26 protein-coding genes and 3 riboswitches are annotated in these 25,904 nt (G+C 46.7%); of the genes, 9 read left to right on the forward strand and 17 right to left on the reverse strand.

The annotated features are described in order from the left end of the window. Window positions 1-226 precede the first annotated feature (226 nt). The gene (locus tag AADZ70_RS14000; RefSeq protein WP_045925528.1) at window positions 227-1,570 is read left to right on the forward strand and encodes a 2-hydroxycarboxylate transporter family protein; all 1,344 of its coding nucleotides are present in this window, start codon (window positions 227-229) and stop codon (window positions 1,568-1,570) included. A 35-nt stretch (window positions 1,571-1,605) separates the two neighbouring features. Here AADZ70_RS14000 and AADZ70_RS14005 read toward each other — a convergent pair whose 3' ends face one another. From AADZ70_RS14005 to AADZ70_RS14020, 4 genes are all read right to left on the reverse strand, one after another. Then, the gene (locus AADZ70_RS14005) at window positions 1,606-2,448 is read right to left on the reverse strand and encodes a polysaccharide deacetylase family protein (RefSeq protein ID WP_342007211.1); all 843 of its coding nucleotides are present in this window, start codon (window positions 2,446-2,448) and stop codon (window positions 1,606-1,608) included. Between the two features lie 99 nt (window positions 2,449-2,547). Continuing rightward, entirely contained in the window at window positions 2,548-3,648 is a 1,101-nt protein-coding gene (gene ugpC / locus AADZ70_RS14010) for a sn-glycerol-3-phosphate ABC transporter ATP-binding protein UgpC (RefSeq protein ID WP_342007212.1), read from the reverse strand. A 117-nt stretch (window positions 3,649-3,765) separates the two neighbouring features. After that, window positions 3,766-4,659 carry a helix-turn-helix domain-containing protein gene (locus tag AADZ70_RS14015; protein ID WP_342007213.1) on the reverse strand — a complete coding sequence of 298 codons (894 nt, stop codon included), beginning with the start codon at window positions 4,657-4,659 and terminating at the stop codon, window positions 3,766-3,768. Window positions 4,660-4,824: 165 nt separating this feature from the next. Next, a complete protein-coding gene (locus AADZ70_RS14020) occupies window positions 4,825-5,661 on the reverse strand; it encodes a YitT family protein (RefSeq protein ID WP_016937469.1) in 837 nt (278 codons plus the stop codon). A 65-nt stretch (window positions 5,662-5,726) separates the two neighbouring features. Further along, a riboswitch (guanidine-I (ykkC/yxkD leader) is annotated at window positions 5,727-5,828 on the reverse strand. A gap of 348 nt (window positions 5,829-6,176) precedes the next feature. Between AADZ70_RS14020 and AADZ70_RS14025 the strand changes: the two genes are divergently transcribed. Then, complete coding sequence (locus tag AADZ70_RS14025; RefSeq protein ID WP_142354345.1) at window positions 6,177-6,716, forward strand: DUF4352 domain-containing protein; 540 nt, start codon at window positions 6,177-6,179, stop codon at window positions 6,714-6,716. Between the two features lie 46 nt (window positions 6,717-6,762). Here AADZ70_RS14025 and galE read toward each other — a convergent pair whose 3' ends face one another. Continuing rightward, the gene (galE, locus tag AADZ70_RS14030; protein ID WP_342007214.1) at window positions 6,763-7,779 is read right to left on the reverse strand and encodes a UDP-glucose 4-epimerase GalE; all 1,017 of its coding nucleotides are present in this window, start codon (window positions 7,777-7,779) and stop codon (window positions 6,763-6,765) included. A gap of 193 nt (window positions 7,780-7,972) precedes the next feature. Here galE and pepT point away from each other — a divergent pair, with 193 nt between their 5' ends. From pepT to AADZ70_RS14050, 4 genes are all read left to right on the forward strand, one after another. Next, window positions 7,973-9,205, forward strand: coding sequence for a peptidase T (pepT, locus tag AADZ70_RS14035; RefSeq protein ID WP_342007215.1), 1,233 nt, complete (start codon window positions 7,973-7,975; stop codon window positions 9,203-9,205). Window positions 9,206-9,783: 578 nt separating this feature from the next. Beyond that, a complete protein-coding gene (locus AADZ70_RS14040) occupies window positions 9,784-9,951 on the forward strand; it encodes a hypothetical protein (RefSeq protein ID WP_003150808.1) in 168 nt (55 codons plus the stop codon). A 102-nt stretch (window positions 9,952-10,053) separates the two neighbouring features. After that, entirely contained in the window at window positions 10,054-10,530 is a 477-nt protein-coding gene (locus AADZ70_RS14045) for an LURP-one-related family protein (protein WP_047475994.1), read from the forward strand. Between the two features lie 84 nt (window positions 10,531-10,614). Continuing rightward, window positions 10,615-10,701, forward strand: a riboswitch (SAM riboswitch). A gap of 78 nt (window positions 10,702-10,779) precedes the next feature. Next, the gene (locus AADZ70_RS14050) at window positions 10,780-11,916 is read left to right on the forward strand and encodes a 5-methyltetrahydropteroyltriglutamate--homocysteine S-methyltransferase (protein ID WP_269774072.1); all 1,137 of its coding nucleotides are present in this window, start codon (window positions 10,780-10,782) and stop codon (window positions 11,914-11,916) included. A 34-nt stretch (window positions 11,917-11,950) separates the two neighbouring features. Here AADZ70_RS14050 and AADZ70_RS14055 read toward each other — a convergent pair whose 3' ends face one another. After that, window positions 11,951-12,832 (reverse strand): methyltransferase domain-containing protein, encoded by an 882-nt coding sequence (locus AADZ70_RS14055; protein ID WP_342007216.1) that lies wholly within the window; start codon window positions 12,830-12,832, stop codon window positions 11,951-11,953. Between the two features lie 363 nt (window positions 12,833-13,195). Then, window positions 13,196-13,296, forward strand: a riboswitch (purine riboswitch). 139 nt (window positions 13,297-13,435) lie between these two features. On the opposite strand from AADZ70_RS14055, the gene AADZ70_RS14060 reads away from it, so the two are divergent. After that, entirely contained in the window at window positions 13,436-14,629 is a 1,194-nt protein-coding gene (locus tag AADZ70_RS14060; RefSeq protein WP_047475999.1) for a NupC/NupG family nucleoside CNT transporter, read from the forward strand. Window positions 14,630-14,677: 48 nt separating this feature from the next. Here the strand turns inward: AADZ70_RS14060 and AADZ70_RS14065 are convergent, their stop codons facing one another. The 3 genes from AADZ70_RS14065 to AADZ70_RS14075 all read right to left on the reverse strand — a co-directional run bounded on the left by AADZ70_RS14065 (window position 14,678) and on the right by AADZ70_RS14075 (window position 18,059). Continuing rightward, entirely contained in the window at window positions 14,678-15,352 is a 675-nt protein-coding gene (locus AADZ70_RS14065) for a DUF3298 and DUF4163 domain-containing protein (RefSeq protein WP_342007217.1), read from the reverse strand. Window positions 15,353-15,493: 141 nt separating this feature from the next. Further along, window positions 15,494-15,802: a hypothetical protein gene (locus tag AADZ70_RS14070; protein WP_016937459.1), complete on the reverse strand. Its 309-nt coding sequence runs from the start codon at window positions 15,800-15,802 to the stop codon at window positions 15,494-15,496. 205 nt (window positions 15,803-16,007) lie between these two features. Continuing rightward, window positions 16,008-18,059: a catalase gene (locus AADZ70_RS14075; protein WP_342007218.1), complete on the reverse strand. Its 2,052-nt coding sequence runs from the start codon at window positions 18,057-18,059 to the stop codon at window positions 16,008-16,010. A gap of 199 nt (window positions 18,060-18,258) precedes the next feature. Between AADZ70_RS14075 and citH the strand changes: the two genes are divergently transcribed. Next, a complete protein-coding gene (citH, locus tag AADZ70_RS14080; RefSeq protein WP_342007219.1) occupies window positions 18,259-19,539 on the forward strand; it encodes a citrate transporter CitH in 1,281 nt (426 codons plus the stop codon). 41 nt (window positions 19,540-19,580) lie between these two features. On the opposite strand, the gene AADZ70_RS14085 is transcribed toward citH, so the two are convergent. Both AADZ70_RS14085 and AADZ70_RS14090 read right to left on the reverse strand, forming a co-directional pair. After that, window positions 19,581-20,312: a glycoside hydrolase family 16 protein gene (locus tag AADZ70_RS14085; RefSeq protein WP_188154275.1), complete on the reverse strand. Its 732-nt coding sequence runs from the start codon at window positions 20,310-20,312 to the stop codon at window positions 19,581-19,583. A 194-nt stretch (window positions 20,313-20,506) separates the two neighbouring features. Continuing rightward, window positions 20,507-21,340 carry a PRD domain-containing protein gene (locus AADZ70_RS14090; protein ID WP_099744587.1) on the reverse strand — a complete coding sequence of 278 codons (834 nt, stop codon included), beginning with the start codon at window positions 21,338-21,340 and terminating at the stop codon, window positions 20,507-20,509. A 156-nt stretch (window positions 21,341-21,496) separates the two neighbouring features. On the opposite strand from AADZ70_RS14090, the gene AADZ70_RS14095 reads away from it, so the two are divergent. Then, complete coding sequence (locus AADZ70_RS14095; protein WP_342007221.1) at window positions 21,497-22,783, forward strand: MFS transporter; 1,287 nt, start codon at window positions 21,497-21,499, stop codon at window positions 22,781-22,783. An 18-nt stretch (window positions 22,784-22,801) separates the two neighbouring features. Here the strand turns inward: AADZ70_RS14095 and AADZ70_RS14100 are convergent, their stop codons facing one another. From AADZ70_RS14100 to AADZ70_RS14125, 6 genes are read right to left on the reverse strand one after another with little or no spacing between them, the layout of a single operon-like run. After that, window positions 22,802-24,241, reverse strand: coding sequence for a DEAD/DEAH box helicase (locus AADZ70_RS14100; protein WP_264819387.1), 1,440 nt, complete (start codon window positions 24,239-24,241; stop codon window positions 22,802-22,804). A 32-nt stretch (window positions 24,242-24,273) separates the two neighbouring features. Beyond that, the gene (locus AADZ70_RS14105; protein WP_045925545.1) at window positions 24,274-24,669 is read right to left on the reverse strand and encodes a hypothetical protein; all 396 of its coding nucleotides are present in this window, start codon (window positions 24,667-24,669) and stop codon (window positions 24,274-24,276) included. Beyond that, window positions 24,650-24,985 (reverse strand): hypothetical protein, encoded by a 336-nt coding sequence (locus tag AADZ70_RS14110; RefSeq protein WP_342007223.1) that lies wholly within the window; start codon window positions 24,983-24,985, stop codon window positions 24,650-24,652. Before AADZ70_RS14110 ends, AADZ70_RS14105 begins: the two co-directional genes overlap by 20 nt. Then, window positions 24,972-25,232: an SMI1/KNR4 family protein gene (locus AADZ70_RS14115; protein WP_223152278.1), complete on the reverse strand. Its 261-nt coding sequence runs from the start codon at window positions 25,230-25,232 to the stop codon at window positions 24,972-24,974. The genes AADZ70_RS14110 and AADZ70_RS14115 overlap by 14 nt, the downstream gene beginning before the upstream one ends. Next, entirely contained in the window at window positions 25,175-25,336 is a 162-nt protein-coding gene (locus AADZ70_RS14120; RefSeq protein WP_223152351.1) for an SMI1/KNR4 family protein, read from the reverse strand. Before AADZ70_RS14120 ends, AADZ70_RS14115 begins: the two co-directional genes overlap by 58 nt. Before the next feature lie 50 nt (window positions 25,337-25,386). Beyond that, complete coding sequence (locus tag AADZ70_RS14125; RefSeq protein WP_342007224.1) at window positions 25,387-25,848, reverse strand: DUF2716 domain-containing protein; 462 nt, start codon at window positions 25,846-25,848, stop codon at window positions 25,387-25,389. Window positions 25,849-25,904 lie beyond the last annotated feature (56 nt).

Consider the following 25,904-nt stretch of genomic DNA (forward strand, 5'->3'; position numbering starts at 1 on the left):
TGTCGGCATCTAGGATTTTTGTCCCTTCCATATCGTACCTCTTTTTTATTCGTGTGGCGAACAAAATGCTTTATTCAGCGGGAAAGGCCGCCAAATCGCCTTTTTAAGAAAGAAAATGAGTTGAAAGTATGTTTTCTAGTAAATTCTTAATATATGAACAATTTAAATTTTTTAGTATACTTTAAATGGGGATATTTTTCACTACATAACGACTGGGGGAACAAGCATGGGAGAACTTCAACCAAATTTGCAAACGGATTCAATCCCAAAACAGCAACGGACTGATAATTGGTTTGCCAGAGCAATGAATATTAGAATCGGCATTATTCCTCTTCCTATCTATATCCTGCTCTTCTTGCTTATTACGGTGTTTGTCATGAAACACGATGTAAAAAGCGACATCCTGACATCGATTGCCGTCATGAGTTTTTTCGGATTTACCTTCGGCCAGATCGGAAAATCCATTCCGATCGTGCGTTCCATCGGCGGCCCTGCGATCCTCGCAACCTTTATTCCGTCCGCTGTCGTCTACTACCACCTGCTTCCGAAAGACATTATTACATCAACAACAGAATTCACGGAAAACTCTAACTTTCTCTATCTATTTATTGCCGGTATCGTTGTCGGCAGTATTCTGGGGATGAAAAGAGAGACTCTCGTCAAAGCTTTCGTCAAGATTTTCATTCCGCTGATCGCCGGCTCGATCGCGGCCGCCATCGTCGGCTTATGCGTCGGGACGCTTCTCGGGCTCGGTTTTCAGCACACACTGCTTTATATTGTCGTCCCGATTATGGCGGGAGGTGTCGGCGAGGGCGCGATTCCTTTATCCATCGGCTACTCCGATATTATGCCGATGTCCCAGGGAGACGCCTTTGCGCTTGTGCTGCCGTCCATCATGCTCGGCAGCCTGTGCGCCATTATGTTATCGGGTTTGCTGAACGTCATCGGGAAACGCAAGCCGGAATGGACGGGCAATGGGAAGGTTGATAAGTCTGATCAATCCGCTCCTGTATTGGAACAGCCGGCCAATGACAATGCGTTTAATCTGTCTTTTTTCGCTTCGGGGGGGATTTTAGCGGTTTCCCTGTATTTGGTCGGCATGCTGGCGCATGATTTCTTTCAGCTTCCGGCTCCTGTCGTGATGCTCGTCCTTGCCGTGCTTATTAAGCTGTTCAGGCTGGCGCCGGCCTCGATTGAAAACGGAGCTTTCGGCGTTTCGCGTTTTTTCTCGACAGCCGTGACCTATCCGCTCTTATTTGCGATCGGCGTTTCAATGACACCGTGGGACAAACTGATTGCGGCGTTTAATATCAGCAATATCATTACCATTTTATCCATCGTCATTACAATGATAGCCGTCGGTTTTCTGACCGGTAAATGGCTGAACCTGTACCCGATTGAGACGGCGGTCATCAATGCCTGCCATTCCGGTCAGGGCGGCACAGGCGACGTCGCGATCTTAAGCGCCGCTGAACGGCTTGAGCTTATGCCGTTTGCCCAAGTATCGACCAGAATCGGCGGGGCGATTACCGTGAGCGTCACCCTCCTATTGCTTCATCAATTCTATTAAACGGGAAAAAGCCTCCGCCATATGCGGAGGCTTTGTTATTTCATCACATTTTGGATATAAGAGCCGAATGCCGTACCGGACATGCCCGGCGACACACGGACACGGTGAAGCGCATAAAGCCCCTGATCTCTCGATGCCGCTCCCGGCTCCGTCGTGACCGCCATACGGTAGCCTGCAGCAGGTGCGGCTTTTAATGTTTCCTTATTATATCGTCCGACAGGGTAACTGATTACAGACGTCCGCTGCCCGAACATTTGATCAAATAAACGCTTAGAGTCCGCCATTTCGCGTCGCTGCTGCTGAGGCGTGAGCCCGTTCAATTCGAGATGGTTCATCGTATGGCTTTGAATGGAAATGCCGTGTGCGGCCATCTCCTTCATCTGCTTCTCAGTCAGGTGATTTTTATGTCCGATAAAGTTACCAATCATGAAGATGGTCGCTTTCATCTTATATTTCTTTAAAATAGGATACGCCGCTTTCACATTGTCGGTATAGCCGTCATCAAATGTGATCAGAACGCATTTCTCACGCGGCTCTCTATCCTCCGTCAGCATCAGATAGGCTTCTTCCGGAGTCATCGTATAATAGCCGTGATCATGAAGCCACTTCATATGCTGCTGGAATTCTTCCTTAGGCACACGCAGGCTGTTTCCCTCAGAAATGCTGTGGTACATCAGAATCGGCAGTCTCGCCGTTCCTTTCGTTTTAACCCAGGCGGACGTATCCGGCTTTTTTTTGATTTGGCGCTTTACAGACTTTTTATCGTGGTGCGCTTCTGCCTTCGGAATGCTCTCTTCGGCACTTGCCTCATGGTCAGAACAGGCGGCAAGCGTTAACAGAGCAGCCAAAAGGCACATACACGTAATCATGCGTTTCATGGTTTTCCTGCTTTCTGTCTGCTATTTACTTTTTATATCGGTCGACGGGCAAAAATTGTTACATCAAAAAAGCCGGACATCCAGCTGTCCGGCTTTGCGTTATGAGCGGATTCTGATTTCTGTTTCACTGTCGAAAAAATGAGCTTTATTCATGTCGAAAGCCACAGTCAATTCCTCACCGGCATGAATGTCGTGGCGGGCATCAATCCGAGCGATAAAATCCTGATCCCCGATCCGGGAATAAACCATAATTTCTGACCCGAGCAATTCCGCGACATTGATCTTAGCTGTGATGGATGAATTCTTATAGGATTCTACCACAATCAGCTCGTCATGTATGTCTTCCGGGCGGATGCCGAAGACCACATCTTTGCCGGCATACCCCTTTTCCCGGAGCATTTTCATTTTCCCTTCCGGCACGCTGAGAGCGGCTGAACCGATCTGAATGGCGCCGTCTGTCAGCTTTCCTTTAAAAAAGTTCATCGCGGGGGAGCCGATGAACCCGCCGACAAAAACGTTTTCCGGATGTTCATAGACTTCTTTCGGCGTGCCGATCTGCTGAATTTTCCCATCCTTCATGACTACAATGCGTGTCGCCATCGTCAGCGCTTCTGTTTGGTCGTGAGTCACATAGATGGTAGTTGTTTGCAGTCTTTGATGAAGCTTAATAATTTCAGCCCGCATCTGCACCCGAAGCTTTGCGTCCAGATTTGACAGCGGCTCATCCATTAAAAACACTTTGGCGTCCCTGACGATCGCCCGTCCTAATGCAACACGCTGCCGCTGCCCGCCGGAGAGCGCCTTCGGTTTGCGGTGCAGATACTCTGTGAGCCCCAGCATTTTCGCTGCTTCTTCGACCCGTTTTTTAATCTCCGGTTTCGGCATCTTCCTCAGCTTCAGACCGAAAGCGATATTATCATAGACCGTCATATGCGGATACAGCGCATAGTTTTGGAACACCATGGCGATATCCCTGTCTTTAGGAGCGATATCATTCACCCTCGTGTCTCCGATATAAAAATCGCCCTTCGAGATGTCTTCCAGCCCGGCAACCATCCGCAATGTTGTCGACTTTCCGCATCCCGACGGACCGACAAACACGATAAACTCTTTATCTTTAATATGAAGGTTAAAATCATCGACAGCCGCTTCTTTTTGATCGTAATACTTATAAATATGCTCGAGCCGAAGTTCCGCCATGTATATCCCCCTTTATTTGTAAACGCTTTCTTAAATAGGATTGTAACAGCGTCCGGCGGCGGCGTGTATAGGCAATGTTCATAAAAAAAGCCAGCAGCCTTCGTGCACTTTTCCCATTTAATGTGATTTTTCATACTGCAGGCAAATGAAATAAGCCAGCAGGGCGCCCCGATATGTCTTAATATCAATACCTGAGCGTTCCGCAAATTTATCAATCCGATATTGAAGACTGTTGCGGTGCAAATGCAGTTTTTTCGATGTGAGCGACATGTTTGAGTTATGTTCAATAAAAGTCTGAATCGTATGCTTCAGCTCCGGTTCTTTCTGAAACAGCAACACCGCCTCTTCGTGAAGCAATGCAGAGAGCTTTTCTCTGCTTTCTTCCGAGAGCATGGCCGGAAATACCGTTTCCGCGGTCAGCGTGCTCAGCTGCGGGAGATGACGCCTTCCAATCTGAAAATATTGCTGTTCTCTCCGATAATGAAGGCGCAGACGTTCCCCAGCACCGTAATACCTCCCGATGAAGAAACGGACACTGAAATAAAAATCACATTCAGAAACCTTCACAAAAGATGCGATATCACCCGGATCAGGGGCTTCAAGCTTTTCTTCTTCTACAATCACGCCCTGATCCCTTCCCGTCCGGACAACGGTATACGGAATCGGCCAGAAATGACGCAACGATTCTGTAAACGCCCCCCAGTTCCGTTCCCCCATTAAGTCATAATGAATAAAACGGACACGAGACTCTTTGACGTCAGGAACCAGGCCCTCTTCCAGCAGAAAGCGCCGCCATCTCTTTGCTTCTGCCGTCTCCGCAAAAAAAACGCCTTTCTCTTCAGCAGGTGTCAAAAACGATTCCAGAAGCAGTTTCTCCTTCGGGGTGATATCCTCCTTCGGAATGGCGACATAGACCCGCCTCGTCTCATCATAAAAACAAAAGACATCCTCTGCCGTACAGCACGTATCAGACAGCACAGCCCTCGGGTAAATTGCCAATAACGGGTTCATATGCGCTCCTCTCTATCGCTCTATCATATTTTCAGTATAAAACGTCCGGCGGATTGTATCTACTTCATTTTAGAAACAGCTTTCCGGCTATTTCCCGGGAAACGGATCATTACCGTTTCTCCCCGGCATATAAAAAAACCCTCCGCACCGGCAGAGGGATCTTTTTTATTTAGAGATATCGACGAAGCCTTCACCAAAGACGTCCCGCACATCGTGAACAATGACAAATGCCTTTGTATCACAGCTTTTAATAATTTTCTTGAGCATGGAGAGCTCTTGTTTCTGGATGACGATGTATAAAATTTCTTTCGACTGCCCCGTGTAATTCCCTTTACCCGACAGCAGCGTCACCCCTCTGTCCATAAGCGTGTTGACCTGCTCAGCGATTTCGTGCTTATGCTCAGATATGATCGTCACCGCTTTTTTCGTATTCAGCCCTTCAATGATAAAGTCCATCACCTTCGTTCCGATATACAGCATCACAATGGTAAACATCATTTTTTCTGCACCGATAATGAAATAAGAACTGAAGACGACAATCAGATCAAAGAACAAAAGCGCATAGCTGATATTCCAATCGAGATATTTGTTCGCAATCCTCGCCAAAATGGCGGATCCCGCAGTCGTGCCTCCGACTCGGATAATGATTCCGATTCCGACACCGGCAAACACACCCGCAAAAATAGTATTAATAATGAGTTCATGTGACGGCGAGTGCCAGTCATGCGTCAGATGCAGAAACAGCGAGTTGGCGACAACGGTAATGATCGTATAAAGCGTTGTTTTACCGTCTAAAAACTTATATCCGATGATCAATAAGATCCCGTTCAAAATGATATTCGTCACCCCGGGCGACCATTCAAACACATAATACAAGATCAAGGTAATCCCCGTTACCCCGCCCTCTCCAAGATCATTCGGAATGGCGAATAAATTAACGGCCAATGCGAAGATAAAAGCCCCAATCATCAGCATCAGCACATCCAGCAACCTCTTTTTCATCCCAGACACTCCCTTTTTATAAAATCAAAAAAGCCCGGGAGAGCACTCTTCATCAAAAGAGCAGAAACTCCCGGGCTTTTATCCCACCGTGTCACAGCAGGAACCTGCTGTGTGTTTTCTCTCGGTCCAGACCAATACAGCATTGCGGAACCCTAGAAAACCACTGTTTTTTATGTTCAGTTTTTATATTTCTTTCAAGATTATACGGGAAATCACGAACATGTTCAACCACTCTTTTTTCCATAAACCTATGAAAAATTCGAACGGCCTGCCGATACTAATAAAGGCCCTTATAAAATATATGACTAAAAAATCATCAAAATACTATTTTTCTCAAAATTGTATTGACTATAGGTTATTTTACAGGCATTATAGTATGTAGTTTTTAAGAAATAGTTTACATAGGAGGAAATATTATGGCAGGCAACTTAGTGTCTTGTAAGGCATGCGGCAAAGAAATCGCTAAAGGCGTTAAAAAATGCCCAAACTGCGGTAAAGATCAGAGAAACTTTTTTATGAGACATAAAATCATCACATTGCTTCTGGCAGTAGTGGTTATTATCATTCTCGTAAATATCGGCGGCGGAGGCGATTCTTCATCATCTAAAACTGCGTCCTCAAAAGCTGCGGAGTCCAAGGAAAAACTGTATAACATCGGTGATACTGTTAAGACAGAAAAAACAGAAGTGACTGTGACGAAAGTGGAAAAAAGAGATTCAGTAGGCTCTCAATTTGTCGAGAAAAAAGCGTCTGACGGCGGCGTTATCGTAGCTGTTCAATACACAGTTAAAAATGTGTCAGACAAGCCGTTAAGCTCTTTCTCCATTCCAAGAGCGAAATTAGTAGATTCTAAAGGAACATCCTATGATTCAGATATTGATGCTTCTTCAAGCTATGCAACAGAAACAAAAGTAGACAACAGTAAAATTTTAAGTGACTTGAACCCGAACATTAAAGTTACTGACGTAAAAGCTTTTGAAGTTGATAAAAACGCATACTCTAAAGGCACTTGGAAATTAAAATTCAGCAACGATGTTGAAGTAAAAGTTAAATAATGATCATAGCAAAAGAGACCTTCATCATTTGAAGGTCTCTTTCTTTTTACACCTTTTGGTACCCGTTCACATTGGAGGACTGCCACTTCCAAGAGTCTGCGCACATTTCTTCAAGGCCGCGCTTTGCTTCCCAGCCCAATTCTGCCCTCGCTTTTGCCGGGTCTGCGAAGCATGCGGCAATGTCTCCCGGGCGCCGGTCGGCAAAACGGTACGGCACTGCCTTTCCTGATACTTTTTCAAACGCCTTGACCATTTCAAGAACGCTGTAGCCTCTTCCCGTGCCGAGATTATAGGCATCGGCGCCCGTTGTGTCCAGCACCTTTTCAAGCGCTTTGACGTGGCCCTCGGCAAGATCAACGACATGGATGTAATCCCGCACGCCGGTGCCGTCCTTTGTCGGATAATCATTGCCGAACACCTGTAATTGCTCAAGCTTGCCGACAGCGACTTGGGCGACATACGGCATTAAATTATTCGGGATGCCGTTCGGGTCTTCTCCGATCCGGCCGCTCGGATGCGCGCCGAACGGATTAAAGTAGCGGAGCAGCGCAATGCTCCATTCAGGGTCCGCCTTATGCAGATCGCGCAAAATCTGTTCCAGCATCAGCTTGGTCTGCCCGTAAGGATTGGTCGCGCTTAACGGAAAATCTTCGGTGATCGGCGTTGTTTCCGGAACGCCATAAACCGTTGCTGATGAGCTAAAGACGATTTTTTTCACACCGTGTGCCTGCATGGCTTCACATAAAATAAACGTCCCCGTCAGATTATTATGATAATAACGGAGCGGAACAGCCACAGACTCACCGACCGCTTTTAAACCCGCAAAATGAATGACGGCTTCAATCTCATTTTCAGCAAACACCCGGTGAACGGCATCACGGTCAAGGAGATCCGCTTCATAAAACACAAGCCCTTTTCCGGTAATGTCTTTCACACGCTCCAATGCTTCCGGTGAACTATTTGACAGATTATCCAGAACCACGATGTCATAGCCGCTGTTTAACAGCTCGACACATGTGTGGCTTCCGATATAACCCGCTCCGCCTGTCACTAAAATCGCCATGAAGAAAGCCTCCCTATTGAATGAATTGACCATATTATATCGATTTTTTCTTCCTCAATCATCCATTTTCAGAAAGTTTAATCGTTTAGTCATCGTTTCTTCATATTTTGTTTTCATTCGCGTAATTCAAACGGGTTGTGAAATAGAAATCCCTCCCCCGCACATGGTAAGATAAGACAAAGGAGATGACGGTATGAAAAACGAAATCATTGAACGCTTTACTTCTTATGTAAAAGTCGATACACAGTCTGACGAAAACAATGAAAACTGTCCATCCACCCCCGGACAGCTGACATTGGCCAACATGCTGGCAGATGAATTAAAGTCGATCGGCATGAAAGAAATCACAGTCGATGACAATGGATACGTCATGGCGACTCTTCCGGCAAATACGGATAAAGACGTGCCGACGATCGGTTTTCTGGCCCACGTAGATACAGCGACTGATTTCACCGGAAAAAATGTGAATCCTCAGATTATTGAAAGCTATGACGGACATGATATCGTTCTGAATGACAAACTCAACGTCATCCTGTCGCCTGAGCAATTCCCGGAGCTTTCCCGCTATAAAGGCCAGACTCTGATTACAACCGACGGCACGACGCTGCTCGGAGCCGACAACAAAGCGGGCATTGCCGAAATCATGACGGCAATGGCGTACTTGATCAAACATCCGGACATCAAACACGGGACGATCCGGGTCGCATTCACGCCGGATGAAGAAATCGGCAGAGGGCCTCACAAATTTGATGTCGGCCGCTTCAACGCCGCATTCGCCTACACGGTAGACGGAGGCCCCCTCGGCGAACTGCAATATGAAAGCTTTAACGCAGCCTCCGCAAAGCTTACTTGTTACGGAAAAAGCGTTCACCCCGGAACGGCGAAAAACAAAATGGTCAACGCTTCAAAAATCGCGATGGAATTTCATCACGCGCTGCCGAAAGAAGAAGCGCCGGAATATACGGAAGGGTATGAAGGCTTCTATCACTTAAATTCAATGAACGGAGACGTTTCTGAAGCCGCCCTGTCGTACATCATCAGAGACTTTGACAGAGACCGCTTTACAGAACGAAAAGAATTTATGCAGAAAACCGCCGACGCGCTTGCGGCTAAATACGGCAAGGAAAGCATCAAGCTTGAACTGCATGATCAATATTACAACATGAGAGAAAAAATCGAACCGGTCAAAGAAATTGTCGACATCGCCTATCAAGCCATGAAAAACCTCGGCATCGAACCGATTATCGAACCGATCCGGGGCGGAACTGACGGATCACAGCTCTCTTACATGGGACTGCCGACACCGAACATCTTCACGGGCGGCGAAAACTTCCACGGAAAATATGAATACATTTCCGTCGACCATATGGAAAAGGCGGTAAACGTCATTATTGAGATCGCCAGACTGTTTGAAGAACGCGCGTGAAACCAAAGCTCCCTGCTTTGGTTTTTTTCTTTCACATGAAACCTTTCCTTCTTTCTTTCCGTATATAAGGTATGAATTGGAAGGAAGGAGTGAAGACTATGGCAAGAGGCACTGTAGCAAGAGAATTGAAAAAAACCTTAAAAGACCCCCGCGTTCTGGAGACGAAATCGAACCCTTTTAAAAAGCTGCGAAAAATGTTCAGACGATTTTTTGTAAGATAACATCTCGTTTTCTTACAAAAAATAAGGAAAGCGCTATCAAATCATAATCTTCCGTTAGAAGCAGTTATTTTGCATATCGCAAGGTTTTTTAGGGTACTGAATAACACAAGGCAAACGAAAACAATGTATTAGTTAATTCGACACTGTCAAAAAATAGTGAAAAAGTTATATAAACGATAATCACTCAGCAGCCGATACAATCTATAGAACCACAACAAGAGCAAAATCAATCGCAGATCATAGTCATTTTTACGGAAAATGTCTTTATTTTTTAAAAAAGTGACAATTGTTTGAATACTTTTCGTTTGTTTTTTCGTACAATAATAATACCAAAACTTTTTTTGGGAGGTATGTAAAATGATGCTACTTATTTTTGCTGCTTTGACAGGATACCTGGTTTTCTCTTTCAGTAAGGACAACCGCCGGAAAACGCCAAAGACAAGCCCGCTGGTGACAGCTGCCGACACGAATAACATCATTGATTTAAATGCGATCCGTCAGAAACGCCGGATGCCGCTATCATAAAAACGACAGCTGCCGCAAAATCGGCAGCCTTTTTTTGTGCACCCCTCGAATATGAAACCATCCGTCTCCTTTTTACGTACAACATAAAAAAGGAGTTTTTTTATGTATCATTTTTATATCAAAGAGCGGATGTTTACGTTTAAGAATCGGTTTCAAGTGTTTCTTGAAAGCGGTAAAGAAGTCTTCAATGTGGAGGGAAAGCTGTTTTCTTTCGGTGACGAACTGAAGCTGTCTGATTTGGACGGCCGCACGCTCGCCAGTGTCAGTCAGAAACTGATGTCGCTCGTTCCCCGTTACGAAATTTCCGTCGGCGGCAAGCCTGTATGCCAAGTCATCAAGAAAATGACGTTTTTCAAACCGAAATTTGAAATTTCCGGAGTCGGCTGGGATATTACCGGCGATGTGTGGGGACGGAATTTTCAAGTGACAGACGGGAAATCAAACCGGATGACCGTCACCAAATCTTGGATGAGCTGGGGCGATTCTTATCATTTGGAGATTGAAAATGAAGAGGATATTGTTCTTTGTCTTGCGATCGCAATCGTGATAGATATGATTCTATTTGAGGGTGATAAATAAAAATATTTATCGAAATATATTGACAATATAAGATAATATACTAAGATTAAGAGTATTACAGTTTATTCTGAAAAATAGCATATTTCCTTATCAAGAGAGGTGGAGGGACTGGCCCTATGATACCCGGCAACCGCTGTTCAGCAGAATGGTGCTAAATCCTGAAGATAAGGTTGAGATTTGCGGACGCAAGCTCTTCCCTATCCAAGGGAAGAGCTTTTTATATTTCATTGAGGAAAGAAGGAATCGTTCATGTCACAGCAAAACACAGAACAATCATTGCACACTCTTCTTAGAAAAAACCCGCCGTTTCGCGCGGATCAGGTCGGAAGCCTGCTCCGGCCGGCGGCTGTGAAGCAAGCCCGCCTGCAAAGAGCGGCGGGTGAGATTTCGGCAGAACAGCTGCGCGAAATCGAAAACAAAGAAATCATCCGCAGCGTGAAAAAGCAAAAAGAAACCGGCCTCAATGTCGTGACTGACGGCGAATTCCGCCGGGCCTGGTGGCATTTTGATTTTCTCGAAAACTTAGACGGCGTCGAAGCGTTTACGCCTGAAAGCGGCATTCAGTTTCACAATGTACAGACGAAAGCGCGCGGCATTAAAGTAACGGGAGATATTGATTTTTCTCAGCATCCGATGCTCGAAGATTATAAATTTCTTCACAGCATTGCCGGCGATGCTGTTCCAAAAATGACGATTCCAAGCCCGAATATGCTGTTTTTCCGCGGAAAATTGGAAAAAGCGGCGTATCAGAATGATTACAAACAATTTCAGCATGATGTATCAAAGGCGTATAAAAAAGCGATTCAAGCTTTCTATGACGCCGGATGCCGCTATCTTCAACTCGATGACACCGCATGGGCCGTTTTCTTATCTGAAGCGGGGCTTCGCCAGATTGAAGCATTCGGAACGACGCCGGATGAGCTGCGCAGGCTGTTCGCAGCTTCTATTAATGACGCCATCAAAGACCGTCCTGCCGACTTGAAGGTTACGATGCATATCTGCCGCGGCAACTTCCAGTCCACATGGACGGCTGAAGGCGGATATGATGCGGCGGCGGAAACGATTTTTGACGGGCTTGACCTTGACGGATTGTTCCTGGAATATGATGATTCCCGCTCCGGCGGCTTTGAACCGCTCCGTTATGTCAAACGCTCCGATCTTCAGCTTGTGCTCGGTTTGATTACGTCGAAACACGGCGATCTCGAAGACAAGGACGCGGTTAAACGCCGGATTGAAGAAGCTTCTCAATATGTCAGCCTGGATCAGCTTTGCCTCAGCCCGCAATGCGGATTCGCTTCCACTGAGGAAGGAAATCTGATCACAGAAGAACAGCAATGGGCAAAACTGCGCCATGTCGTCGATATTGCCGGTGAAGTCTGGAAATAAAAAAAAGACACGCTAATCGCGTGTCTTTTCCGTTTTACAGCGGATCGGTCCCGATTAAAATTTCGATATCTATCGTGATATCAGCCGCTTTCCGGCCGATAAACCGCTGAATGCTTTCTTCAGTGCATTTCCATGTTAGGGGCGTCATTTTCACAAGCCGTTCAAGATCAGGCTGCGATAATGTCTTCGTGTAACGCAGCCGTTTGCGCTCAAAGGTTTGAAAGCCCGCTTGGAAACGGCAGGCCGCTGAAACGGCGGTGTCATTCCGCCGGGGACTGTCTCCGAAAAAGAATTCCCTTACTTCCTTCAAATAATCACGCCGCGGCACCGCTTTAATGACTGTGCCGCCCTTTCGTAAAAGCCTGCTGCATTCCTTGTAATTCCAAGGCGATAAAACAGACATCACGACATCAAAACAGCTGTCATCAAACGGCGCATTCGCCACATCAGCGACGGCAAAAACCATTTGATCTCCGAAGGCCTTTGCCGCATGCAGCACACCTTCTTTCGAGATATCAATGCCGATTCCCGTCACAGAAAAAGCGGGCTGCAGCAATCGGCATACGGCGGCTAAATGGGAGCCCTCTCCGCATCCCGCATCCAATACCGCCGCCTGTTTTTGCGGAGATTGCGTACGGCTGATGATGGCGGCGATCTCTTTTTGAACCGGCGCAAAAAACTCCCGGCTGTCAAACAGCTCGCGTCTCGCTTCAAACAGTTGCCTGTCATAGCGTGTTTTGACCGCTTTATTGAGGAAATTCACATATCCTTGTTTTGATATATCAAATGTATGCCCGTTTCCGCATATCAAGCTTTGATTTTGTGAGACCGCCATGGCCGTACGGCATAGCGGACACCTGAATACGGACTGGCATGATTGCAGTAATTCAGCGCGTTTTCTTTTCATCGACGCCAAAAAAACACCTCATTCATTCGTTATTTTGATGAAATGAAAAAGGCATAGACAAATAAACCTTGCCAAATTGGAAGGTTTAACCTATTTATCTATACCTCTCATTATCTGTAACGAATGAACTGGATGATCACGAAAATGACCCCTTTTCTGCCGCCTTTTGAAGGCTGTGCCCTCAGATCCATTTTACCAGCTGCATCCAGTCTTTACAATGAACCGGACCGATTTTTTAGGGACATGTTATACCTTTATTATCCAATTACTTTTACATATCCTTTATTTTCTTTATTTATAATATAAATTTATTATTTTGAAAATATCTAAAAAGGTTGATTTTCAAAAATTGAAACGATAAAATACTGCTATCTCATGTAATATCGTTATTCTTGTATATGATCAGTAATATGGTCTGATTGTTTCTACCTAGTGCCGTAAAAGACTAGACTACAAGAAAGTTTGCATAAATTTGAACGAGTGAAAAGCATATGATGCTGTCAGTCTATTCTTTTCTTTTGGCTCTTATTTATCACACTTTCTGGCTTTCAGGAATTTGTGACGAATAAGAGCTTTTTTTATTTCCATAATACCCTTATAGGAGTTGCTCACATGTACTTTTTATTGAACATTGTCGGTCTCATTGTTGTCATGGCTGTTGTTTTCTTATGCTCTCCCAACAAGAAGAAGATTAAATGGCGCCCGATTGTCATGCTCCTCGTCTTTGAGTTTCTGATTACTTGGTTTATGTTAGGGACAAAAGTCGGCGGCTTTGTCATCGGGAAGATCGGCGCGTTCTTTACATGGCTGATTTCCTGCGCCAGTCAAGGAATTGCGTTCGCTTTTCCATCTGTCATGGCCAATCCGACGGTTGATTTTTTCTTCAGCGCACTGCTGCCGATTATCTTCGTCGTGACCTTCTTTGATATGCTGTCGTATTTCGGTATTCTGCCATGGCTCATTGATAAAATCGGCTGGCTGATTTCTAAAATATCCCGTCTGCCGAAGCTGGAGAGCTTTTTCTCCATTCAGATGATGTTTTTAGGAAATACGGAAGCCTTAGCCGTCATCCGCCAGCAGCTTGCCGCCGTCAACAACAATCGGCTTCTGACATTCGGGCTGATGAGTATGAGCAGCATCAGCGGCTCGATCATCGGATCGTACTTGACGATGGTTCCGTCCACTTATGTGTTTACAGCCATCCCGCTGAATTGCTTAAATGCGCTTTTAATCGCAAATATGCTGAATCCCGTGGACGTTTCTAAAGAGGACGATATCATTTACGTACCTTCAAAAGCGGAGAAAAAGGATTTCTTCTCCACGATTTCTAACAGTATGCTTGTCGGCATGAACATGGTGATTGTCATTTTAGCGATGGTGATCGGATATGTGGCGTTAACCGCCGCATTAAACGGCGTGCTCGGACTGTTCGTGCACGGTTTGACCATTCAAAAGATTTTCTCATACATCTTCAGTCCGTTTGCCTTCCTTCTCGGATTAGGCGTACATGACGCGATGTATGTCGCACAGCTGATGGGCATCAAGCTCGCGACGAACGAGTTTGTGGCAATGGCCGATCTGAAAGGGCAGCTGAATTCATTGCCGCCGCACACGATCGCCGTTGCGACGACATTCCTGACATCATTCGCAAACTTCAGCACCATCGGTATGATCTACGGATCTTATCAATCTCTGCTTGATGGTGAAAAATCAGCCATCATCGGGAAAAATGTCTGGAAGCTGCTTGTCAGCGGAATTGCCGTTTCCTTATTGAGCGCGGCGATTGTCGGATTGTTTGTCTGGTAAAAGAAAAAAAGCGATACCGCTCCGTTTTGGAGCGATATCGCTTTTTTTTTATTGATAGACGGATGCAGGCACGAAAACATCCCGGATTCCTGCCGCATACGGCCCGAGATCGTATTGTCCGAACACAACGGCAATGCCGTTTTTCGTAAAGAAGAAAGGTCTTTCGTTGTTCAGGATGATCTCCTGTTTTTTGACGTCCTGATCGAACAGATCGTCATGTTTCTTGATGTAGCCGTAAAGATAGTCTCTCGTTTTGTTACCTTTCGTTTTCGTATTCAGCACATCATGGAGTGTGACCCGTTTTTTTGCGGCCAGGTCGTAATTAAAGGTCTGAACGGATGTCAGCCCGTGTGCGCCGCCTGTGTAAATGTAGTTTTCCGTCAGAATGCTGAGCTTTCCGCCTTGATTATACTTCACCTTGAAGTCTGCTTGGTATTCCGCTTTATAGCCTTGTTTCTCACCGTCTTGTTTGTTTTTCACATATTCTTTGTACGAGTTTTCAATATAGCGTTTGAAGTCCTGATTGATTTTCTTTTCAAAAGATGCGTTTCCCGTATTTGTGACCTCAGGGTATGTCAGCTGCTTTACATGCTTATACGTATGGCTTTTGACAATGGGCTTGGCGGTTTGTGCAGCTTCGGCTGAAGGGGCGAAACCTCCGAACGGCGCGGCTGTCAGCACTGCCAAAAGCACAGCCGCCATCATTTTGAATGTCTTTTTCATCACAACTCCTCCTTTTCATTTACCCGTTCCCTTTTTGAAAACGGGTTACACACTATAGACAGCGCAGATCAGGAAATTGTTTCTGGGCCTTCCCTCACATTTTCTCCATAAAAAAAGAGACATGGATCATCCATGCCTCTTTTACCGTGAAGGTCTTTGCGCAATGGCTTCATAAACAGCCTCCGCCAGATCGGAGTTGCCGAACATCTCCAAAACGCCGATGACGGTTTGATCAGGAATCGGTTCTGATTCCTCCTTCGGCACGACAAGCTCTTCAGCCGTTTTTCGCAGCTCTTCGTTTAAAGGCTGTCCGGGGTAGGCCCTGCTGTAAATCGCCATCGGATCAAGATCATGATTGACGCACCATTGGGCAAACACCAAAATCATCATGTTTTCGTCACGCCGGTAATATTCTTCGAGTTGTTTTTCGGTAAACGGCTTCACTATCATTCGCTCCTCCAGAAAATCTATCCCTAAGATACACAAACACAGAGCGGAAGTAAACCAAAGAGGGTGAAACATATTATTTCACAGCGGAAGGTGCGGATGTGCACGGAAGCGATTTTCGTTTTCTTCCAATATTAATGCTTCGTTCCGATCGTTCACTTTCACAAGAAAAAAAGCGCCCCTCTCATAAAAAGGCGCTTTTTCATTCTTATATTTTCCTGTCCCAATGCCGATGCGCTGCCACGGCTTTCAGAAATTGTTCGCAGTTTCCGTCCGGAACAAGGCCGGGGCCGTTTTCGGTTCCGGCGGCGAGGGCGAGAAGTTCTTTTCCTTCACCGGAGGCGCCGATCGCTTTGTAATGGCTGAAGGCTTCACTGACGAAATCTTTAGCCGGTTTTTTGGCTTTGAGGCTGTCAGTGCTTTGTTGTCCGCCCGGAATGAAAACAGCGTCATACAGGACGGAATCCGCTGTCAAGAAAGTGGCTGACGCTTCGAGCTCCGTGCCGTTTTCTCCCTTGATCGTTCCAAGCACAGGACTGATGATATCGGCTCTGACTCCCGCCTGTTTGCATGCGGCCAGCACTTGTTTGACTTCCTCATCGGCAAACCCGTGGTCGGCTAAAACCGCGACCTGCCTTGTGGCTGCCGTCTTTACCGTATTTTCCTGGCTTAAGGCCGGAGAAGTGAAAGTTTCATCAGATTCACGGTCCTTTGGCGGCGGGTTCACGCCGATTCCTTTCGCAACGCGCTCGGCAAGATCAGCGTCGACGTGACTGAAGACATCAATCACCTGCTGCTGCACATCCTTGCTTTTCACTTTTCCTACCTCAAAACTGAACGCGGAGATGATATGTTCCTTCTCGGCGGGAGACATGCTGTTCCAGAACATCTTCGCCTGAGAAAAATAGTCATTGAAGCTCTCACTGCGCTGGCGGATTTTTCTGCCTTCTACTTTTTCCTGATAATGAACGTATCCGCCTTCTTCTTCTGAGGCCGGCGACGGATCATTGTTCTGCAGAGAGTTTTTATGATAGGCGACAGGGCCCTTATTGATCGTCATCCGGTGGTAGCCGTCGTATTGGTTGTTATGGAACGGGCAGACCGGCCGGTTGATCGGAATCTCGTGAAAATTCGGTCCGCCAAGACGGATGAGCTGTGTATCTGTATAAGAGAAAAGCCGTCCCTGCAGGAGCGGGTCATTGGTGAAATCAATGCCCGGTACGACATTCCCCGGATGGAATGCGACCTGCTCCGTTTCCGCAAAGACATTGTCCTGATTGCGGTTGAGGGTCATTTTTCCGATCAGCTTGACGGGAACCAGTTCCTCCGGCCACAGCTTCGTCGGATCAAGGATATCGAAGTCAAATTTAAATTCATCTTCTTCATCAATCATCTGAACACCGAGCTCATATTCGACTTTGCCGCCGTTTTCAATGGTCTCCCACAGGTCGCGGCGATGGAAATCGGGATCTTTCCCGGCAATTTTCTGCGCCTCATCCCATACGAGAGAATGCACGCCGAGAACCGGCTTCCAGTGGAATTTCACGAAACGCGCTTTTCCTTTCTCGTTGACGAAACGGAATGTATGCACGCCGAAGCCCTCCATCATCCGGTAGCTTCGCGGGATGCCGCGGTCAGACATCGTCCACATGACCATGTGCGCGGATTCAGGATTGTTGGCGACAAAATCCCAGAACGTATCATGAGCCGTCGCTGCCTGCGGCATTTCATTGTGCGGTTCCGGTTTAAAGGCATGGACGAGATCCGGGAACTTGATCGCGTCCTGAATGAAGAATACCGGAATATTGTTTCCGACGAGATCGTAATTCCCTTCTTCGGTATAAAACTTAGTCGCGAATCCTCTGGCGTCACGGACTGTGTCGCCTGACCCTTTGGAGCCCGCCACTGTTGAGAAACGGACGAAGACAGGCGTTTTGACAGACGGATCCTGTAAAAATTTCGCCCGTGTATATTCCGTCATCGGTTCGTACACCTGAAAATGCCCATGAACGCCGTATCCGCGGGCATGAACGACCCGCTCCGGAATCCGCTCGTGGTCAAAATGCGTCATTTTTTCACGAAAATGAAAATCCTCCATCAGCGTAGGGCCGCGGACACCCGCTTTTAAAGAATGCTCATCCTCAGACACACGAAGTCCCTGATTGGTCGTCATTTTCTTCCCGCTGTTATCAGACCTGTACTGCTCAAGCTGCTCGTCTTTTGAGTGCTCATTTACTCGTTTGTTTTGATCATCACTCATGTCAGTTCCCCCTTTTAAAACGAAACATTCTACAGCACATTTACCCGCGGTGTTCCCTATATAAACTGCTGATCGGCTCAATAGGATTTTAGGTCTATATATAAATATGCGGTCATACACATTTGAAATAAGCCTTCGTGACAGAAAGAAAACATGGAAGCGCTTACCAAAACATCCGTTGAAAAAGGGAGGTCCTATCGTGCTTGCCATACTCGGTTTTGTGATGATCATTGTTTTTATGTACCTTATTATGTCTAACCGGCTTTCCGCTCTTATTGCCTTGATTGTCGTTCCTGTTGTGTTTGCCCTGATCAGCGGATTCGGCAAAGATCTCGGCGGGATGATGATTCAGGGCGTGACAGACCTCGCTCCTACCGGTATCATGCTGTTATTCGCCATCCTTTATTTCGGCATTATGATTGACTCAGGTCTGTTTGACCCTCTCATTGCCAAAATTTTATCATTTGTCAAAGGAGATCCGTTAAAGATCGCCGTCGGCACAGCGGTCCTGACGATGACCATTTCGCTCGACGGAGACGGGACAACGACCTATATGATTACGATTGCGGCGATGCTGCCTCTTTATAAACGGCTCGGCATGAACCGTTTGGTATTAGCCGGAATTGCGATGCTCGGTTCAGGGGTCATGAATATTATTCCGTGGGGCGGACCGACGGCGAGGGTTTTGGCTTCCTTGAAATTGGACACGTCAGAGGTCTTCACTCCGCTGATTCCCGCCATGATTGCCGGCATTCTTTGGGTGATCGCCGTTGCTTATCTCCTCGGAAAGAAAGAACGGAAGCGGCTCGGCGTCATTTCGCTTGATCACGCGCCGTCCTCCGATCCGGATGCGACGCCGCTCAAGCGTCCCGCTCTCCAATGGTTTAACCTGCTGCTGACTGTCGCTCTGATGGCCGCTCTGATCACCAGCCTGCTCCCGCTCCCTGTTCTTTTCATGACCGCGTTCGCCATCGCCTTGATGGTTAACTATCCAAATGTCAAAGAGCAGCAGAAGCGGATCTCGGCGCATGCGGGGAACGCGTTAAACGTTGTGTCCATGGTATTTGCGGCAGGCATATTCACAGGTATTCTCTCCAGTACAAAAATGGTGGATGCGATGGCGCATTCTCTCGTTTCACTCATTCCTGATGCCATGGGCCCGCACCTGCCGCTGATCACTGCGATTGCCAGCATGCCGCTCACCTTTTTCATGTCAAATGACGCCTTTTATTTCGGTGTCCTTCCCATCATCGCAGAAGCCGCTTCCGCTTACGGAATAGACGCCGCTGAAATCGGAAGGGCCTCCTTGCTGGGCCAGCCGGTGCACCTGCTCAGCCCGCTTGTGCCTTCCACCTATCTATTGGTCGGAATGGCGGGCGTCAGCTTTGGCGACCATCAAAAATTCACTATTAAATGGGCCGTGTGGACAACGATTGTCATGACAATTGCGGCGCTTTTGATTGGGATTAGCTCGTTTTAATCAGAAAAGGATTTCCGCTGGCGGAAATCCTTTTCTATACATTATTTTTTTGTATAACGCACCCAATCGTAATGTGCGTATAGCGGATTTACGCCATTATAGGAACCGAGCCAGTCATCGACACCCGTACCATTCCACAAATTCATCATGATTTTCCCCGGTACTGACGGAATTTGGGTGGTCGCAGTATGTTTTAATTGCCCATCGACATACCATTTAATAGAGTTTGGCTGCCAATCGAACGCATACGTATGATAGGCATTGGCTGCATCAAATCCGAGATCCGCCAGCTTCTCATGATTTCCCGCGCCATTTGTATAATAGTTAAATTGAACCTTTGTTGTGTCTTTTCCTAAAAACTCGATATCAATCTCATCCCAAGGAGTCCCATCCGTTGGACCTGTATAAGTAAAGAACGATGAAACAATCCCTGTGTTTTTAGCCGGTTTCATTCTGACTTCATAAAGTCCATAGCCATATGTTTGAGCCGAACGGTTTTCCCCGCAGTCAAACTTGTTATAAGACGGACTTGTCAGCGCTAAACGCATTTCACCTGATGACGTCACGGATACGTTATTTGCACGCCAAGTGCAGTTAAACATATCTCCATTCGAGTAACCATTTGCTTTTTGCCATAATCCGGAGTTATAGCTGTTAAATGGTTCAAAAAACGATCCGCCTGTTTGAGCCGAAGCACTAGAAGTGACCGCACACAAACTCATAAACAATCCAGTGACAAGAAGCAGCAGCACCCGTTTCATACGATAAGGCATGTCGGTATTCCCCTCCCTTTATTCGAAAGCGTTTTCTCTTCTGATCATACATCATTCTTTTAAAGGGAACATCGGTCAGAATAATGATAATAATCAATCTTAAAAAACCTAAATTACATTAGCACAGTAAGAGATAATCCGCACTCATTGTAATTTAGGCTCATATGTAAAATGAATAAATGATAACGCTCTCATTATGCTTGTTTGACTACCCTTTCTATATGAATCGTTAAATACAGCAGCTCGTCACTGGTGAGCTTGTGCTCATACTTTCTCTCAATCCAGGTTTGGATTTTCTTCGTGCATTCATACGCCCGATGGTATTTTTCTTTCACTGTCTCCAGCAAAAAATCGTCACGGCTTTCCATGTGCGTGCCGTTAAAAAGACGCTGTGCGAAAAATTTTAAATGCGTGACAAACCGATAATAGTGAAGCGATTCTTCATTGAATTCAATCTTAAAATGGTATTTTACGATACTCAAAATCTCTTGCATGACTTTTGTAATGCTGATGATATTGGGCATCTCCTCATTCAGTTCGGCATTTACAATATGCAGCGCAATAAAGCCTGCCTCATCCTCCGGCAGAGACACGCCAGTCTTGTTTTTTACCATGATCAGCGCTTCTTTTCCGATTGCAAATTCGTCTTTGTAGAGCCTTTTTGTTTCCCACAGCAAGGCATTTTTGATATCCAGCCCTTTCTTATTGCGCTGGATGGCAAAGTTAATATGGTCGGTCAGCGACACATAAATGCTGTCGTTGAGCTTTTTGCCGAGCCGTAATTTCGCATAGCTGATAATCTCTTCGGATACTTCCATACACTCGATCGGGATATCATACAAAAGGGTTTTGAACTTTTCGGATACATCTCTGTTATCGAGGGTGAACACTTTCTCAATACGGGCTTCATCTACAGGGTCTCCCGTTTTCTTTTGAAAAGCAATGCCCCGGCCCATGATAACCAATTCCTGATTGCCTTCCTTAAGCACACTGACGACATTATTATTAATGACTTTCGCAATCTTCAATTCTGTCTCCCTCCCGCCTGACCATTACCTGCCACACCTTGATTGTACATCCTTTTTGAACTAGGTCAATATCTCCAGGTCAATCAGAAAACATTGTCCAACGATGCGGATGAGGCGCATATAATGCAGAGAACCGGTTTTTGAGAAGGAGCGTGTGTGATGAAACGGTTTACGAAAGAAGAAAGCAGCTGGATGCTGTATGATTGGGCCAATTCAGCTTATTCGGTCATTATTATGACGGCGGTATTTCCCCTGTTTTTTAAAGCAGCCGCGGCGGAAAACGGCGTCAGCGCGGCTGATTCCACCGCTTATTTAGGGTATACGATTGCCGCCGCGACTTTTATTTTGGCGATGCTCAGCCCCGTCTTAGGAACGATTGCCGACTACAAAGGATGCAAGAAACGGTTTTTTGCCTTCTTTTTTCTGATCGGTGTGGCGGGCACCGCCGCGCTGGCTTTGATTCCCGGCGAATCTTGGATGCTGTTGTTAATTTGTTATACGATTTCCACGATCGGCTTTGCCGGGTCTAATGTGTTTTATGATGCGTTTCTCGTTGATGTGGCCGCAAAGGAGCGGATGAATATGGTGTCGGCCAGGGGGTTTGGGCTGGGCTATATCGGCAGCACGATCCCTTTTCTCCTCAGCATTGCCGTCATTCTGTCAGCACAAGCGGGGGTGATTCCGCTGTCAGCCCAGACTGCGGGCCGCATTGCCTTTTTGATTACGGCTGCTTGGTGGGGACTGTTCACGATTCCGCTCCTTCGCCGCGTCCGCCAGCGCTATTATATCGAGAGAGAGCCGCGGCTTGTGATCAGCAGTTTTAAACGGCTGGCCGGCACGCTGAAGCAGATCAGGAAGTACCGGGCGCTGTTTTTGTTTCTGCTCGCCTATTTCTTCTACATCGACGGGGTCGGCACCATCATTACGATGTCGACGTCATACGGGGCAGACCTCGGCATCAGCGCGGCAAATCTGCTGATTATTTTATTTGTCACACAGGTCGTCGCCGCGCCTTTTTCGATTTTGTACGGGCGGCTGGCCGAACGGTTTAAGGGAAAAACGATGCTTTATGCCGGAATCGGCGTGTATATGATTGTCTGCACGTATGCGTATTTTATGGATTCCGCTTTTGATTTCTGGGTTTTGGCTATGCTTGTCGCCACTTCCCAAGGCGGTATTCAGGCGCTGAGCCGCTCTTACTTTGCCAAGCTTGTCCCCAAACAGCACGCCAATGAGTTTTTCGGCTTTTATAATATCTTCGGCAAGTTCGCTTCGATTATCGGCCCGCTTTTGATTGCCGTGACCGCCCAGCTGACCGGGAATTCGTCAGCCGCCGTGTTCAGTCTGATTTTATTATTTGTGATCGGCATTGCCATCCTTGCATTTGTGCCGGAAGAGAACAGTGCCGATATCAGCCAGCAGCAAAATGACCTGCCCCTTTAACTGGGAGCAGGTCATTCATCATTTATTCGCTTTATTCACCTTCAGCTTTTTCCCTTTGACGGTTGTGTTCTTCATCACTTTAAGAACTTGAGGGCCTTTTCCGTTTAAAATCTCCACGTAAGAGGCGTTGTCCATGATTGTGATAATGCCGATGTCATCAGCTGTCACACCGTCGATTTTGGCGATCGTTCCTACAAAATCAACCGCTCTGATTTTCTTTTTCTTCCCGCCGTTAAAATACAGCTTCATGATGTCTTTGTTTAACTGTTCGCTTCTGTCTGTTTTGACGTCTGGGCGGGCGTTCAATTTTTCCGCAAAAGCCGCTTTCCGTTCCGCTGTTTCTTTTTCTGACGGTGCTTCCCGCTTTTGGATGCGGAAACCGATATATGTCTCAATGTCATTCAGAAACCGCCCCTCAAACGGCGTCACAAACGTGATGGCCCGGCCGCGGTGTCCGGCGCGCCCCGTTCGGCCGGTGCGGTGCACATAGCTTTCTTTTTCTAGCGGAATATCATAATTGATGACGAGGCTGATGTTTTCAATATCAATTCCTCTGGCGGCAACATCGGTCGCAACGAGATAGCGGAACTCGCCGCGCTTGAACTCATTCATGACGTCAAAGCGGTCTTCCTGCACCATGCCGCCGTGAATTTTATCGCAAGGATAGCCCAGCCTGTCCAGCTCATCGGTTAACTGGATGACTCTTTCTTTAGTCCGGCAGAATATGATGCAGCTGTCCGGATTTTCGGTGATCAGGACATCACGCAGCAATGATGATTTGTCCTCTTCTGCTGTTCCGGTGACAAAATGCTCAATATCTTTTGTCGTCAGGCCTTCCGCTTTTACTTCAATCAATTCAGGGTCTTTCATATATGTGCGGCTCAGCTTCTCGACGTCGTCCGGCAGCGTCGCTGAAAAGAGCATGGTGACTCTGTTTTTCGGCAGGTGCTGAATGATGGCTTCCACCTGTTCAATAAATCCCATATTCAGCATTTCGTCCGCTTCGTCAATCACTAAATACGCCAGCCGTTCAAGCGGCAGCGTCCCTTTTTCGATATGATCAAGCACACGCCCCGGCGTTCCGGCAACGACGTGGCTTTTTTGCTTCAGTTCGGTTTTCTGTTTATCAAAAGAAGCTTTTCCGAAAACCGCCGTGGCTTTTATCCGTTTAAAACGGCCGATATTTGTGATATCTTCTTTAATCTGCGCCGCAAGCTCGCGGGTCGGCGTTAAAATCAGGGCCTGCGGTTTGTTTTCCTCCCACTCCGCAAGCTCGCAGATCGGAATGCCGAAAGCTGCGGTTTTGCCGCTCCCCGTCTGCGATTTGACGACGAGATCTTTTTTTTGCAGCGCGGCGGGGATGACGCGCCGCTGCACTTCAGTCGGCTCGGTGTATTGCAATCCTTTCAGCGCCCGTTGGATATCGGGGCTGATCGCGTATTCATTAAACTCATTCATGACTAAACTCCTTCTCTGTCCGGCTCCCCTCATTATACGCGAAACGCCGCCGCTTTACCCTGACGTTTTGCCGGAACATTCGGGGACTGCTTTTTCTTCATGTCAAGCACGACCCATTTGGCGCAATAAAAGCTCATGCTTCCTTCCCCGTCATCGACATAATAGCGTATCGATTCCCAGCCGCCGTCGACCGGGCTGATATCCAGACGGATGTCGGTGATGCTTTCCAGGTCATCCAGCCGGGCAGCACTCACACCTTCAAACCGCAGCACAGCATCATACTGTCCATCAGTCAGCTTCAGCTCAAACACCGGGATTTTATCATAATACTCGTTATACCCGGTATAGAACATAAACTCCGTCAATTCAAAACAACCCGGCGAATCCGGCCGCAGCATAACTGCTTTCTCATGTTCGTGCCACTCCATTTTGTGCCTCCTTCTCCTCTGCTGCTTCATATTGACGGCAGTAAAAGCGGAACGTTTGGTTCCCCCACTCCTCCACGAGAAAATGCTGTCCCTCATCTCCATCAGCAGCAGGATCAATTATTACAATGCCTGAACCAGCCGCATGACTCTCCATTTCTTTTATTTGAACGGAAGAAACGTCTTTGCATATGAGCCTCAAACAAATGAGCTGATGTTCATACTCGAAGGAAAACGCCAACTCAATTACAGAAATCTCTCGTTCCCGGAAAAGGCGGAATTCTAAAAGCTCCTGAATCAGCCACTTATTCTTTTTCATTTTCTATAAATTCTCCTATAGAACCGGCATACAACTCAACATCGGCAGTCTCATGATCCCACAGATAAACAGTCTCCTCCATTACGCCGTCCGTCTTTTTCAAACACAGCTTATCTCCGGTTCCGTTGTCGGCAATTACGATCATATCGTCGGGCATGCTCTCTTCTCTGCACACACTGTTTTGCCTGATCACATCATCCCAAGTTTTCTGTAAGCGGCTTTGTTCACGTATAGGAAAAAAATCCATTCTCCGATTTCTGCAGGGTTCTTTTTATGAAGCAGCCGTTTATATGCTTTCGGAAAAGACGCTCTCAAGCTTTTTTCTGCAGCTCTGAACTCTTCTTCTGTCATCCTGTTATTCCTCCCCCCGTAAAAGCATGAGATTCATTCGCAAGCTGTCTTCACTTTTGCAATAAGAAAGGAGCGTTTCTTTCTATCGCCTTTATTAGCGGTGAGCCAAATATCGTAATGGTTTGCTGCCGCGGATCCCCCAACAGCCCCCACTGAAAATCCTGTTGAATAAAGAAACAATAGTCTCCGTTTGGAATAACGGGGACAGGCCATTCACCGAATTCATTTTTATCAATTGGCGCATGAGGATTAAATAGATAACATTCATGCTGCCAGTCCAGCGCATACATAAACTCTTGCTCTAACGTACAAGATTGAAATGCCTTTAGTATCTGCATCTCTGCATCTTCCAGAAAACCGATACCATTGAATCCTTGAGATACATCAAAGACCTGAAACGGTTTTGGAGGTTTTATAGAAGCAAATATACTGCCCGGTTTCCATTTCACTGCGCGATTCACCCTGCGCCACAAGCACTCTGTCTCCTCTTCACTCAAATCATGCCAATTCATGTATTTCTGCCTCCCGCAGTTCAAACGTTTCACCTCTGCTCTCCCTTGTTCAAAAG

The organism is Bacillus sp. YBsi01 (assembly GCF_038406745.1).
In the GTDB taxonomy this organism is placed as follows: Bacteria; Bacillota; Bacilli; order Bacillales; family Bacillaceae; genus Bacillus; species Bacillus siamensis.